Annotated in this window: 11 protein-coding genes; 4 read left to right on the top strand and 7 right to left on the bottom strand. The window is 53.1% G+C overall.

Annotated elements, in window-relative coordinates; translation table 11 throughout:
* Window positions 1-70 precede the first annotated feature (70 nt).
* The 5 genes from PQR63_RS01870 to PQR63_RS01890 all read right to left on the bottom strand — a co-directional run bounded on the left by PQR63_RS01870 (window position 71) and on the right by PQR63_RS01890 (window position 6,593).
* Complete coding sequence (locus PQR63_RS01870) at window positions 71-1,288, bottom strand: ABC transporter substrate-binding protein (RefSeq protein ID WP_408165134.1); 1,218 nt, start codon at window positions 1,286-1,288, stop codon at window positions 71-73.
* A 228-nt stretch (window positions 1,289-1,516) separates the two neighbouring features.
* Window positions 1,517-2,272: an ABC transporter ATP-binding protein gene (locus tag PQR63_RS01875; protein ID WP_408165136.1), complete on the bottom strand. Its 756-nt coding sequence runs from the start codon at window positions 2,270-2,272 to the stop codon at window positions 1,517-1,519.
* The gene (locus tag PQR63_RS01880) at window positions 2,272-3,042 is read right to left on the bottom strand and encodes an ABC transporter ATP-binding protein (protein WP_408165138.1); all 771 of its coding nucleotides are present in this window, start codon (window positions 3,040-3,042) and stop codon (window positions 2,272-2,274) included. The genes PQR63_RS01875 and PQR63_RS01880 overlap by 1 nt, the downstream gene beginning before the upstream one ends.
* A 230-nt stretch (window positions 3,043-3,272) precedes the next feature.
* Window positions 3,273-4,901: a GMC family oxidoreductase gene (locus PQR63_RS01885; protein ID WP_408165140.1), complete on the bottom strand. Its 1,629-nt coding sequence runs from the start codon at window positions 4,899-4,901 to the stop codon at window positions 3,273-3,275.
* A 174-nt stretch (window positions 4,902-5,075) separates the two neighbouring features.
* A complete protein-coding gene (locus PQR63_RS01890; RefSeq protein WP_408165141.1) occupies window positions 5,076-6,593 on the bottom strand; it encodes a CoA-acylating methylmalonate-semialdehyde dehydrogenase in 1,518 nt (505 codons plus the stop codon).
* Between the two features lie 202 nt (window positions 6,594-6,795).
* On the opposite strand from PQR63_RS01890, the gene PQR63_RS01895 reads away from it, so the two are divergent.
* Complete coding sequence (locus PQR63_RS01895; protein WP_408165143.1) at window positions 6,796-7,677, top strand: LysR family transcriptional regulator; 882 nt, start codon at window positions 6,796-6,798, stop codon at window positions 7,675-7,677.
* Between the two features lie 454 nt (window positions 7,678-8,131).
* Window positions 8,132-8,440, top strand: a complete 309-nt coding sequence (locus PQR63_RS01900) for a 2Fe-2S iron-sulfur cluster-binding protein (RefSeq protein WP_408165368.1) — start codon at window positions 8,132-8,134, stop codon at window positions 8,438-8,440.
* Between the two features lie 361 nt (window positions 8,441-8,801).
* Here the strand turns inward: PQR63_RS01900 and PQR63_RS01905 are convergent, their stop codons facing one another.
* A complete protein-coding gene (locus PQR63_RS01905; protein ID WP_408165145.1) occupies window positions 8,802-10,838 on the bottom strand; it encodes an AsmA family protein in 2,037 nt (678 codons plus the stop codon).
* 57 nt (window positions 10,839-10,895) lie between these two features.
* A complete protein-coding gene (locus PQR63_RS01910) occupies window positions 10,896-11,846 on the bottom strand; it encodes a LysR family transcriptional regulator (RefSeq protein ID WP_094565996.1) in 951 nt (316 codons plus the stop codon).
* A 199-nt stretch (window positions 11,847-12,045) separates the two neighbouring features.
* On the opposite strand from PQR63_RS01910, the gene PQR63_RS01915 reads away from it, so the two are divergent.
* The gene (locus tag PQR63_RS01915; RefSeq protein WP_198361751.1) at window positions 12,046-12,288 is read left to right on the top strand and encodes a hypothetical protein; all 243 of its coding nucleotides are present in this window, start codon (window positions 12,046-12,048) and stop codon (window positions 12,286-12,288) included.
* Window positions 12,289-12,726: 438 nt separating this feature from the next.
* Window positions 12,727-13,047: a hypothetical protein gene (locus PQR63_RS01920; protein WP_408165147.1), complete on the top strand. Its 321-nt coding sequence runs from the start codon at window positions 12,727-12,729 to the stop codon at window positions 13,045-13,047.
* The last annotated feature ends 267 nt before the right edge of the window (window positions 13,048-13,314 follow it).

Below are 13,314 nucleotides of genomic sequence, written 5' to 3' on the forward strand. Positions count from 1 at the left end.
ATCTGTCATTCCTGATTGAACAGAAATGACAGATCTCAAATTGCGTTTATTAACCAGATTTACCGAAGACTTATTTCCAGGCGGAGCACTTGGATTCAGCCTTGGTGGTCCATGCCTGTTCGCCAGGAATGGTTTGCACCAGCTTGTAGTAGTCCCATGGGTACTTGGATTCGGCCGGTGTCTTGACCTGGTACAAGTACATATCGTGGACCACGCGGCCGTCGGCGCGCAGGTAACCATTCTTCTGGAACACGTCGTTGAACTTGGTCTTGCGCAGTTGCGCCATGACCTTGTCCGAATCATCCGTACCGGCAGCCTTCACCGCTTGCAGGTATTGCAGCGCGGCGGAGTAGTCTGCGGCTTGCAGGCTCGAAGGCATCTTCTTTTGTTTTTCGAAGTAGCGCTTGGCGAACTTGCGGGTCTCGTCGTTGGTATCCCAGTACCAGCTGTCAGTCAGGTACATGCCCTGGGTCAGCTTCGGCGTCAGCGAGTGCACGTCGTTGATGAACACCAGCAGGCCGGCCAGCTTGGCTGTCTTGGTGATACCGAATTCGTTGGCTGCCTTCACCGAATTGATGAAGTCGCCACCGGCGTTTGCCAAGCCGATGATCTGTGCCTTGGAAGTTTGTGCTTGCAGCAGGAAAGACGAGAAGTCAGATGCGCCCAGAGGATGCTTGACCGAACCCACAACCGTACCGCCCGATGCCTTGACGACGTTGCTGGTGTCGCTTTCCAGTGAATGACCAAACGCGTAGTCGGCTGTCAGGAAGAACCAGCTCTTGCCGCCTTGCTTGACGACTGCGGAGCCTGTGCCCTTGGCCAGCGCAACAGTGTCGTAAGCGTAGTGAACGGTGTAAGGCGAGCATTCTTCATTGGTCAGGCGAGCCGAACCGGCGCCGTTTTCAATGAAGACCTTTTTCTTTTCGTTGGCAACTTTCGCCATCGCCAGGGCTGTACCGGAATTGGTGCCGCCGATCAGGACGTCAACGCCCTGTTGGTCGAACCATTCGCGCGATTTGCTGGCGGCAACGTCAGCCTTGTTTTGGTGATCGGCAACGACCAGTTCGATCTTCTTGCCGTTGATCGCACCGCCCATGTCGGCGATAGCGAACTTGATCGCTTCTGCGCCGCCCTGGCCGTCGATATCCGAATAGACGCCGGAAATATCGGTGATGAAACCGATCTTGATCACGTCGCCGGAGATCTGCGCCGAAGCCGGCGCCGATGCTGCCAAAGCGAACGCTGCTGCCGCAGTCGATACGGCGAGTGACATTGTCTTCAATTTCATTTCCATCTCCTTTGTTATAACGTTCGCTTGCTACCTGAAGTTGTTGCTGAAGTTGTTACGTAACTTATTGGTTGCGCATTGCGCCACCGACTACGTGCCTACCCTTTGCACCGATGAAACTCATGGTGCATTATTTTTATGACTTGCCGATTAAGGTGACTCTTTAAGCTGATTCTTCAGAATCCGTGTTGCTGCAATAAGAAGCCGAACTGTCAGAATCGTCCGAACTTAAACGCCTAGCAATTCGTTCAGCTTCTGCGTCTTCGATTGCAATTCTGCAGCCGCAAACGACTCAACGATCTGACCGTGTTCCATCACATAGAAACGGTCCGCCAGCGGCGCCGCAAAACGGAAATTCTGTTCCACCATCACGATGGTGTAACCCTTGGACTTGAGCATCAGGATCATGCGCGCGAGTGCTTGCACGATGACCGGTGCCAGGCCTTCGGAAATTTCGTCGAGCAACAACAGGCGTGCACCGGTGCGCAGGATGCGCGCCACCGCCAGCATTTGCTGTTCGCCGCCGGACAAGCGTGTGCCCTGGCTGTTGCGGCGCTCTTTCAGATTCGGGAACATGTCGTAGATCTCTTCAATCGACATGCCTTTGTCGGTCTTCGACACGAACGGCGGCAGCATCAGGTTTTCTTCCGCCGACAACGACGAAAAGATGCCCCGCTCTTCCGGGCAATAGCCAACGCCTTGATGCGCGATCTTGTGGGTCGGCATGGCGATGGTTTCATTGCCGTTGATCTTGATCGATCCCTTGCGTGCACCGACCAGGCCCATGATGGAACGCAAAGTCGTCGTGCGACCGGCGCCGTTGCGGCCCAGCAACGTGACCACTTCGCCCTTGTTCACAGTCAGGTTGACGTTGTGCAGGATGTGCGATTCGCCATACCAGGCTTGCAGGTCGGAAATCGCCAGCGCAGGTATACCGTTACCCATCGATGTCACACTGCCTTGTTGCATGGTTGCCGTGTTCATCAGTGAGCTCCTTCCAGCGCGCCTGATGTCGTGCCCATATAGGCTTCCATCACTTGCGGGTTCTTCGATACCTGGTCATACGTGCCTTCGGCCAGCACTGCACCGCGTTGCAACACGCTGATGCGGTCGCAAATGCCGGAGATCACGTTCATATTATGTTCGACCATCAGAATGGTGCGGCCGGCCGAGACCTTCTTGATCAACGCAGTCACGCGATCGACGTCTTCGTGGCCCATACCCTGAGTCGGCTCATCGAGCAGCATCAGTTCCGGTTCCATCGCCAGCGTCGTTGCGATCTCCAGCGCGCGCTTGCGGCCATAGGGCAAATCGACGGTGATGGTGTCGGCAAAGCTGGTCAGGTCGACTTCGTCGAGCAAGACCATGGCGCGATCATTGAGTTGCTTCAGGCTATCGCCGTTCTTCCAGAAATGGAAGGAAGTACCCAAAGTGCGTTGCAAGCCGATGCGCACGTTTTCCATCACGCTCAGGTGAGGAAACACGGCAGAAATCTGGAAGGAACGAATAATGCCCTGGCGTGCAATCTGCGCCGGCGCATGCATCGTGATGTCCTTGCCATTGAATAGAATCTGGCCCGAAGTCGGCACCAGGAATTTGGTCAGTAAATTGAAGCAAGTCGTCTTGCCGGCGCCATTCGGGCCGATCAGCGCATGGATATGCCCGCGCTGAACTTGCAGGTTAACTTTGCTGACTGCTGTAAAACCCTTGAATTCCTTCGTCAGGTTTTTTGTCTCCAGAATGACATCTGTCATAGTGTCTCTTCTCATTCTTCCCGTGAATACCATGCGTATTTATAACTGCATGGCCGCCTAGTAAGTTACGCGACGCTTCTGACATCGGCAACTACTCTTTTTAGGGCCTGAATACCTGTCTTTCAGGCCTTGTGCGAGAGTCTTATTTTTTTAATATCTGGCGCATAGTAGCCGAGTCGTACCATTACTACAATACGTATAAGTACCGTATCGGGCAAAGCCGGAACTATTTAGTTTTTGCGAGCTTTTCTGATCAGTTCTGCTGTCTTTTCAGCAATCATCACAGTGGGAGAATTGGTATTGCCGGAGGTGATTGTCGGCATCACGGAAGCGTCTACCACGCGCAGTCCGGCGACGCCGCGCACGCGCAATTCGCTGTCGACCACGGCCAGTGCATCGTCCGCGCGCCCCATCTTGCAGGTGCCGACCGGATGGAAGATGGTTGTGCCGATTTCGCCGGCGGCTTTGTATAACTCTTCCTCAGACTGGTATTCCACCCCGGGCTTGCATTCATCCGGTTGATACTTTCGCAATGCCGGCGCTGCGGCGATCTTGCGCGTGAGTTTGAGCGAATCCGCCGCGACCTTGCGGTCTTGTTCGGTGCTGAGGTAATTCAGAGTGATCTTCGGCGCCAACGCACCGTCGCCGGAACCGAGGCGAATATGTCCACGCGAGGTCGGTCGCAAATTACAGACGCTCGCCGTAAATGCCGGGAAAGGATGGAGCGGATCGCCGAATTTTTCCAGTGACAGAGGCTGCACGTGATATTCGAGATTGGCGCTGGTTTGTGATGCATCGGATTTCGCAAATACGCCCAGCTGCGACGGCGCCATTGACATCGGCCCGCTCTGGAACAAGGCGTATTCCATACCGATCTTCATTTTGCCGAACCAGTTGTTGGCCATCATGTTGAGGGTCTTCACGCCCTTGACCTTGAATGCGGTACGGATCTGCAGATGATCTTGCAGGTTTTCGCCGACACCCGCCAAATCTTTCACTACCGGAATCTGATGCTGCTGCAGCAAGTTCGCCGGTCCAATGCCCGACAACTGCAAGATGTGTGGCGAGCCGACCGCGCCGGCAGCCAGAATCGTTTCACATGCCGATTCGGCATACCATTCCTTGCCGCCGCCGGTGAATTCAACGCCGACGCAGACTGGCCCATTTTCACCCTGTTCGATGCGCAACCGTTTGACGTGCGAGCCAGTCATGATTTCCAGATTGCCGCTTTTCATCGCTGGTTTCAAAAATGCCTTGGAAGCATTCCAGCGTATGCCGCGCTTTTGATTCACATCGAAGTAAGAGCTGCCTTCGTTGTCGCCACGATTGAAGTCATCGATTTTGGGAATACCGACTTCTGCAGCAGCATCGCGGAAAGCGTCAAGGATTTCCCACGACAAACGCTGCTTTTCCACGCGCCACTCACCGCCTGTCCCGTGAAACTGATCGCCGCCTCTATAGTGATCTTCGCTCTTCTTGAACAACGGCAGCACCTGATCCCAGCGCCAGCTGTCGTCGCCGCTCAGTTGCGCCCACTCGTTGTAGTCACGTTCCTGACCGCGCATGTAAATCATGCCGTTGATCGACGAGCAGCCGCCCAATACTTTGCCGCGCGGATAAATCAGACTGCGGCCATTGAGACCGACATCCGCTTCCGTGCGATACAGCCAATCGGTGCGTGGATTGTTGATGCAATACAGATAGCCGACCGGAATGTGAATCCACAGGTAATCATCCTTGGCGCCCGCCTCGATCAGCAGCACCTTCACGCCGCGATCCTGGCTGAGCCGGTTGGCCAGCACACAACCAGCCGTGCCGCCGCCAACGATGATGTAATCGTATTTACCTGCTGACTCCATGCTTCTGTCTCCGTTATTTTTTATCTGACACCATTTAACTCAGTCGTCCTGACGAAAGTCAGGACCAAGCGTCGTATCGCTTCAGTCGTATAGCTTTACGCATAACCGGCAATACGACACTGGATCCCAGCGTTCGCTGGGACGACAGTAAGTAGTGATTGCAATCGTCTCCGATTACTTCGCTACCGGCATCGTAAATTCCGCGCCCTTACCGATAGTAGCCGACCAGCGCTGCATGATTGACTTATATCGTGTGTAGAACTTGATGCCCTCTTCACCATATGCATGCGTATCGCCGAACAGCGAACGCTTCCAGCCGCCGAAAGAATGCCAGGCCATCGGCACAGGAATCGGTACATTGATACCGACCATGCCGACCTGGATGCGGCGCGAGAATTCATGCGCCGTATTGCCGTCGGCCGTGAACAGCGACACGCCGTTGCCGTATTCATGGGCATTGATCAGGCGCACCGCTTCGGCAAAGTCCGGCACACGCACTACGCACAGCACCGGTCCGAAAATTTCTTCCTTGTAGATCTTCATGTCCGGCGTGACATTGTCGAACAAGGTGCCACCGACGAAGAAGCCATTTTCATGACCCGGCACGCTAATACCACGACCGTCCACCAACAACTTGGCGCCAGCCTTCACGCCATCATCGATATAACCTTCAACCTTGGCTTTGTGCGCAGCAGTCACCAGCGGACCCATTTCGGCATCGGATTCCATGCCGTTCTTGATCTTCAATGCCTTCACGCGAGGGATCAGTGCTTCGACCAGCTTGTCAGCCACGCTGCCGACTGCCACCGCCACCGAAATCGCCATGCAACGCTCGCCGGCAGAACCGTAAGCAGCCCCGATCAATGCATCGACCGCTTGTTCCAGATTGGCATCCGGCATCACCACCAAATGATTCTTGGCGCCGCCCAAGGCTTGCGCACGTAACGGATAGGTGCCGGCACGCTTGGTGGCTTCGCTGTAGATGTATTCCGCAATCGGCGTTGAACCGACGAACGAGATCGCCTGCACATCCGGATGCTGCAACAGCGCATCGACCGCAACCTTGTCGCCCTGGACGACATTGAACACGCCATCCGGCAGGCCGGCGCGCTTGAACAGATCCGCCATCATCAACGACGGCGATGGATCACGTTCGGACGGCTTCAGGATAAAGCTGTTGCCGGTTGCTATCGCCATTGGCGCCATCCACAGCGGCACCATCACCGGAAAATTGAATGGCGTAATACCCGCAGTCACACCCAGCGGCTGACGCAGATTCCAGTTGTCGATGCCGCCACCGATGTTGTCGGTGAACTGTGTCTTCAGCAATTGCGGGACACCGCAGGCGAATTCAACGATTTCCAGACCACGCGTCACTTCACCCTTGGCATCGGAAAACACTTTGCCATGTTCACGCGTGATTGCCGCAGCCAGATCGTCATGATGCTGCTCGATCAATTCCTTGAACTTAAACAGCACGCGTGCGCGCTTCAGCGGGGCTGTCTCAGCCCAGGCCGGCGCTGCGGCGCTGGCGGCGGCGACGGCAGCATTGACTTCGGCTGTCGATGCCAGCACCACCTTGCCCGATACCTCGCCGGTTGCCGGGTTAAAGACGTCTTGTTGACGGCCGCTTTCGGACGGGGTGATGCGGCCGTTGATGTAATGCTGAATGGTCGATGATGCGGCAGTCATAAGTATCCCTTTGGTGATCAATGAATATTTTGGTATGGAGATTGCTGAAATTGGCCTATTTACTTGTTTTTGGAAGAATATAGGCTCGAATGAAATGAATCCAATCAGTTATTATCAAGAGCAATATAAAAATAACTGATAATCAACAAGTTGTTGAAAATCTACAGATTTAGTAGATGAGCACTTTTAATTAAAATTAACCATGGATTTCACACAATTACGCGCTTTTATCGCCGTTGCCCGTGAAGGAAATCTGACCCGCGCAGCAGAAACCCTCCACGTCACGCAACCGGCTGTCAGCCTGCAAATCAAACTGCTGCAGGAAAGACTCGATCTGACGCTGTTCACACGCACCAGCGCCGGCATGAAACTTACCAATGAAGGCAGCAAACTCCTCCCGGTCGCGGAACGGGTTTTGCACACCCTGCAAGAATTCCATCAACATGCCAATGCCTTGCATACCAGCGCAGGCAATCTGACCGGCACCTTGGCCATCGGCACCATCCTCGATCCGGAATTCATCCGTCTTGGCGCCTTCCTCAAGCTGCTGGTGGAGCGTTATCCCCAACTATCCACACGTCTTCAACACCATATGTCGGGATCAGTGCTTCAGCAAGTCAAAGCTGGGGAGCTAGATATCGGCTTTTTCCTTGGCTCGCCGGGCAAAGGCTTCCACAGCCTGACGTTGACGCACTTTACTTACAACGTCATTGCACCGGCAGGTTGGAAAAGCCGGGTGGCGGGCAAAGGATGGAAAGACTTGGCGCAACTCCCCTGGATCTGGACGCCGCCGGAGTCTGCGCATCACCGTCTGCTAAACAGGGTTTTTTCTCAATACAAGCTCACGCCCAATGCCGTCGCTCTGGTCGATCAGGAATCTTCAATGTTGGACCTGGTGAAATCCGGTGTCGGCTTGTCGCTCGCACGCGAGTCGATTGCCCTTAGTCAGGCGCATGCGCATGGACTGGTGATTGCCGATGCAGTTGATCTGTCGACCGAGCTCTCTTTTATTTCTCTTGAGAAACGTAAGAATGAACCTGCTATCAGTGCCGTGTTCGCCATGTTGCAGGATGTCTGGTCTTGAACGAGCTTGTCTTGAAGTAATTTTTTTGAGGGTTTTCGGAAAATGACGTGATTTGGTTTTTAAATTAATAGGTTATATATATAAATAGTAGTAGTAGTTAACAGGGACACTTTTCTGTGGATAACCCGGTAAACCAACATCAAATCAGGGGTTTACGAAATTCATAACCGCTTGGCAAGTCTTGTATAGCGAAAGAACAGATGTTGGATAGAAAATAGACATGTGAAGAACTTTTGACCTATCCCCATTTCGCACACGAGATATGCAGAGACTTATCCACAGGTGAGCTTGAAAATGGTCTGAAAATCGGTTTTTCAGAACGAATCTTCTGATTGATCGAGTGATTGATCGAGTGATCGATGCTGAAACTGCTCCATTTTCATCACGGCGCCTTGATTTCCTCGAGAACGACCTCCAAGACGTCGCCACAGCAAAAACAAACCAATTGATGCCCATGGACGACCAACACCCAAAAAATGCCTACAAGGTGCTCATCGAGCCCTCAGGATTGGAATTTATCGCGAAGCCGGCTTTGTCTTTGCTCACTTCAGCACAGCATGCGTACATCCGCATGCCGAGTTCTTGCCGTAATGGAACATGTCGGACTTGTCTGTGTTTGTTAAAAAGCGGACAAATCAGTTATCAGATCGATTGGCCTGGACTCACCCGCGAAGAAAAAGCTGAGGGTTACCTCTTGCCTTGTGTCGCTGTTGCAGAATCCGACCTGGTGTTGGATGTGCCTGATGCGATTTCTTTGAAATGATGGGTAGAGCGTTTTCCAACTATCCGAATCGATTTTCGTTTTTTAGGTTTTAGATCGGGAAAGAAGAGAAAAAAGGTTTTCTGGTTTTTATATAGATGTTTATATATATAAATAGTAGTAGTAGTTAACAGGGACCCTTTTCTGTGGATAACCCGGTAAACCGAAATCGAATCAAGCGTTTACGAAAATGATAAACGCTTGGCAACACGTGTATGACTAAAGAACAGTTGTTGGATAGATTTTGGCGCTGTAAAAAAGTCTTGCACTATCCCCAAACCGCGCAAGACTTATTCACAATGTTATCCACAGAAGGTTTTGTCGAACCGGATTTAAAAAATTGATCGTCAACAAAGCCCTGGAATCACTTGGCGGCCTTTACCGGCTTGCCTTTGTAAGTTTGTCCAGGTGGCGGCGCAGTAGGTTTTTTCTGGACTTCCTGCAGCAGATTGGCGCAATCGGTTTGTTGTTCTCCACTGATGTTGATCAAGGGAAGAATGGCCGCAACCGGTGCAACCACACCCAGCAAGATTGCTCCACCGGCCTTCAGCGCCAACACACCTTTATCCACGCCGATATTCGGATCCTTGAACGGGCCGGTCACAAACAACGGCGAGCGCAGCGAAATGATCCGCAAGCCCTTGCTGCGCGGATTGATGGTCAGATTAAGTTGCTCCTGAGCCAGATTGACGTCGCCGGTGATGTTAATGATTGCGTCCTCGGTATCCAGCGTAAAGGTGCGTGCCTGCATCAAGCCATTGGTGACAGCGAAATCGCTGGCCAGGCAATTGAGCTTCACCTGCTTGTCGCCGAATAGTTTGGATACCACCACGTTACCAATATTGAGACCCATCTCTTCCAGCAACAATTTGCTGATGGCGCCGTGGTTGATCAATGTCTTCAACTCACCATTGGATGAAGCCAGCATGGTCGCGACGGAATTACCGGTTGCGCTCAATGCCGCATCGCCGTTGATTTCACCGAAGCTGGTTTGTGCCGCATCCAGATTGGGGAACAGCTGCTGAATCTTGATGCGTCTTGCCGACAGCTTGAGCTCCGACTTCATCTTCGGCGCACTGCCGTCAAGTTTGATGTTGGATGTCAGATTGCCGCCCGCGATACCAAAGTTCAATGGCGTCAGCTGCAGCACCTTGTTATTCAGGTGCAGGTCGGCGCGGATGTCGGTGATCGGCAGATCTTTTTCCTTCACCACTTTGTGTGCCGTGAGTTTGACGTCGGCATCCAGTGCATCCCAGGCGTCGGTATTGAATTCCTTGACCGGCAATACCTTGTTCGACGGCTGGCGTTCTTCCGCGCCGCGTTCGGCCTTCTTGGTATTGGAGTCGGCGCCGATCAATGGCGCCAGATCTTCAAACTGCAAGAGATTGGAAACGATCTCGCCCTTAAGCAGCGGCCGTGGTTGTTTCGATTGGTATTCCAGTGTTCCGCCGATATCGCTGGAGCCGACCTTGCCGTTGAATTTTTCGTAGATCCAGTCACTTTGCTTCGGATCCAGTTTGCCGATCAAATGACCGGAAGTAGAAAATGGCGGCGTCTCCGGCAACAGCACGCCCGTCAGCGGAAACAGATGCGCCATGCTGTCGCCCGACAGATTCAACTGCAAATCGAGGGCTGCAAGTTCTTGCGGTTTGGTCAGTGTGCCTTTGACGGCGATGCGGGTTTTGCCGATGCGCACATCGGCTTCCAGAGGATACGGTTTGCTTTCATCTTGCAGCGACAACACGCCGCCGGCCTTACCTTCACCGCGGATGTCTGCTTTATTGAAACTGCCTTTGACCGTCCAACCAATGCCGTAGATTTTTTCCTTGCCGGGATCCAGCGTGTCGATATCTGCCTTCGCGTTGATCTTCTGGATGGCATCGTCAAGCTGCACGCTGCCTTTTCGAATCACGATTTTTTCAGGGCGAAATTCCCAGGTCGACGGCCCATCCGATTTGAAGGTCCAGTTATTGACCGCATCCTTGTTGCGCAACAGAGCAATTTGCGGCGTGTCTGCGTCGAGCGAAGGCAAGACGATTTTGTGTTGCAGCAGCGGCCATGGATTAAGTGTCACGTTCAGTTGTCTGATCGCGACCATATTGGAGTTGGCCGGCGCCCAGTCCGGATTGCCGAGCACGATGTCGGCCGCACTCACATGTGGCCACGGAACCCATCTGGCCCAACTGGTTTGCTGTGATTCCGGTTTTTGCCATTTGACGATCAGATCGCCCTGAATGGCGAAGTGGCGACCTGTTGCATCGCTGACGCGCTGGTTGATCCAGGGACGTGCGCGGTTCCAGTCAAAGTTGATGATCAGGACGATCAGCAAAATGATGAGTGTCAGTAAACCTGCGAGACTAAGCCCGACTGTCTTTGCAATTATTCTTGATGTTCGTGGCATAAATCATCCTAAAGAGTGTGATCAGCGCCAGCCGCATCAAGGGAAATCAAGATATCGTCAGCGCTTCATATTGATACGACCGAATTCATCATGAGTTGTTGCACTTAAATGTGCGCGCAACCACTTATGCGACGGGCTGCGGGCATCACGTTCATGCCACAGCATGTCCACATGTTCTTCGGGTGTTTTGAACGGAAGCTCTTTCACTACAAGCACTTCCGTCATGCCGGTTGCCGCAATCAGATGGCGCGGCAGCACGGTGATGAGTTCGGAACTGGCGACGATGCGACCGGCCGTAAAGAACTGGTTCACCGTCAGCAAAATCTTGCGTTCACGTCCCATGCCGGCGAGGACATCGTCGATCACCGCGTGAGGCTTGCCTGACAGGCTGACCAGTAAATGATCCGCCGAGCAATAATTATCGAGGGTCAATTCCTTGTCGGCCAGCGGATGGTTCTTGTGCATCACGCAAACATATTGACCGGTGTACAGACGCTCATGGCTGATCTGGGTTTTCAGGCCGTCGGCCAGCTGCGCCGTCACCCCCGGGAAAAATCCCACCGCCAGATCGACATCACCGCGCAACAGCATCGCCCGAGGATCGCGGGTGGTCAGCGGCATCATGCGGATCTTGATGCGCGGTGCGTCGCGCATGATGGTGCGCACCAGCGACGGCAGCCATAGCGCGGCAGTCGCATCCACCATCGCCATGCGGAACGTATTCTGCGCGCGCGATACGTCAAAGGTTTCCGGCGTGATCACCGCTTCCAGTTCCGACAAGGCCCGGCGCACGGTCGGCCACAGCTCTTCGGCGCGCGGCGTAGGTTTGACGCCGTGAGCGGTGCGGATCACCAGCTCGTCATTCAGAGTGTCGCGCAGGCGGCGCAAAGCGTTGGACACCGCCGGCTGCGTCATCGCCAGCAAATTGGCGGCGCGCGTGAGGTTTTGTTCTGTCATTACGGCGTCAAAAACGCGCAACAGATTCAGGTCTAGAGTCAAAAAGCTCATATCAGCCGCACCTTAATGTGGACGTAAATAAGGACGTAAAGGACATGGACGAAATAAACAATGGAAAAAGGAAAGACGGGCACATCAAAATAACAATATTCACAAAACCGATAACTGATATCCAAAACCGAAATTGGCAAAGCGAGTCATGGATCATTACACTGCAATGCAACATAACACATTTCGCAAGGAGTCCATCATGACCACATTGACCGCTAACTACTCTGCAAAGAACACTGGCACTGCTGCCGGCAAGATCGGTACTGCACTGCGCAACATCTTCGTTCGCTTCGTCCAGGCGCACGAATCGCAAGCTGCTTTGCTGACTGCTGACCAACACATCGTTGACGGCGCAGCGCAAATGAATCGCCTGGCCAACAAGTTTGAATCGACTCAGCCTAACCTGGCTGCTGAACTGCGTTTCATCGCTTCCCGCGGTTAATTCCAGTCAGTCGCTGTTAAGTATTTTGCAATACTACAGTGCGGTGATGTAGTTCGGAACGCGCCGGCAATCTGGCTATAACGACGCTTTCCACCGCTTCTGTAGAGCAACACCCCATTCAGTCTTGTGTTTTGATGCCTGTACCGACGTCTTGAGGCGGTATGGATTGCGCAACACAAGAAACTGTACGGCGTCTCCTCCTCCCTCTTTAGGAAGGATTTCCCCGCAAGCTTCGGCTTTGCGGGGATTTTTTTGCCCGCGTTTTCTTCGCATTCTTTCGAGACGCGTGACTACATATCTTGAGAATAATGCAGGACGGCGCTATTCACAATCTCTATATCTGATATGGAAACATGAAATTGGCAATGTGAGCCGAGGATGCATATACTGCAATGCAACAAGAGAACAAAATCATTCGATATCAGGGAAATCAATATCATGTCCGTCTTAGCCATCGCCTTTCCAGTTGAAGCCGCCGTTCCGGTTGCGCAATCGCTGATCGGTACAACCGTCGCTTTCATGCGTCCGTTGCTCGGCCTGGGCGTGCTGGTAACCCTCCTGATGGTTTTCAAGCCGCTGGTTATGGGCATCGTTCGCGCCGCCATCGTCATGGTCGTGCCGCGTAAGTCGCTGGAACAACGTGTGCGTCAGCACCGTTTCAATGGCGTCAAGATGCTCAACCGCATGGCCAACGATTACAGCCGCTCCCAGCCGAGTTTTGCCGCAGAACTGCGCAACCTGGCCGCCAGCGACAGATAAGAAAACTCCAGAAGCTGCAAGCAGCACAAGAATAAGCTGAGCAGCAGAGTAAAGATTGATAGTAAAGATTAAGTAACACGTACCGCGTCTCCTCCTCCCTCTTTAGGAAGGATTAAGCCCCACGAGTCCCAATTCGTGGGGCTTTTTTTTATTTGCGGACGATTTTTACCGTATTTAAAGGAAATTGCCTTGATTCCGGCTTTCTCCACTTTCTCCACCTGAGCCTGCGTGATAACGTAAGGGCTTGCCCGTATTCATTGATCGTTT

Origin of the sequence: Herbaspirillum rhizosphaerae (assembly GCF_046025915.1) — a bacterium.
Classification (GTDB): domain Bacteria; phylum Pseudomonadota; class Gammaproteobacteria; order Burkholderiales; family Burkholderiaceae_D; genus Herbaspirillum; species Herbaspirillum rhizosphaerae_A.

What these genes read in the sequence shown, in the direction of transcription:
- PQR63_RS01870 (WP_408165134.1), bottom strand. Translation starts at nt 1,288, where the DNA reads ATGAAATTGAAGACAATGTCACTCGCCGTATCGACTGCGGCAGCAGCG.
- PQR63_RS01875 (WP_408165136.1), bottom strand. Translation starts at nt 2,272, where the DNA reads ATGAACACGGCAACCATGCAACAAGGCAGTGTGACATCGATGGGTAAC.
- PQR63_RS01880 (WP_408165138.1), bottom strand. Translation starts at nt 3,042, where the DNA reads ATGACAGATGTCATTCTGGAGACAAAAAACCTGACGAAGGAATTCAAG.
- PQR63_RS01885 (WP_408165140.1), bottom strand. Translation starts at nt 4,901, where the DNA reads ATGGAGTCAGCAGGTAAATACGATTACATCATCGTTGGCGGCGGCACG.
- PQR63_RS01890 (WP_408165141.1), bottom strand. Translation starts at nt 6,593, where the DNA reads ATGACTGCCGCATCATCGACCATTCAGCATTACATCAACGGCCGCATC.
- PQR63_RS01895 (WP_408165143.1), top strand. Translation starts at nt 6,796, where the DNA reads ATGGATTTCACACAATTACGCGCTTTTATCGCCGTTGCCCGTGAAGGA.
- PQR63_RS01900 (WP_408165368.1), top strand. Translation starts at nt 8,132, where the DNA reads ATGGACGACCAACACCCAAAAAATGCCTACAAGGTGCTCATCGAGCCC.
- PQR63_RS01905 (WP_408165145.1), bottom strand. Translation starts at nt 10,838, where the DNA reads ATGCCACGAACATCAAGAATAATTGCAAAGACAGTCGGGCTTAGTCTC.
- PQR63_RS01910 (WP_094565996.1), bottom strand. Translation starts at nt 11,846, where the DNA reads ATGAGCTTTTTGACTCTAGACCTGAATCTGTTGCGCGTTTTTGACGCC.
- PQR63_RS01915 (WP_198361751.1), top strand. Translation starts at nt 12,046, where the DNA reads ATGACCACATTGACCGCTAACTACTCTGCAAAGAACACTGGCACTGCT.
- PQR63_RS01920 (WP_408165147.1), top strand. Translation starts at nt 12,727, where the DNA reads ATGTCCGTCTTAGCCATCGCCTTTCCAGTTGAAGCCGCCGTTCCGGTT.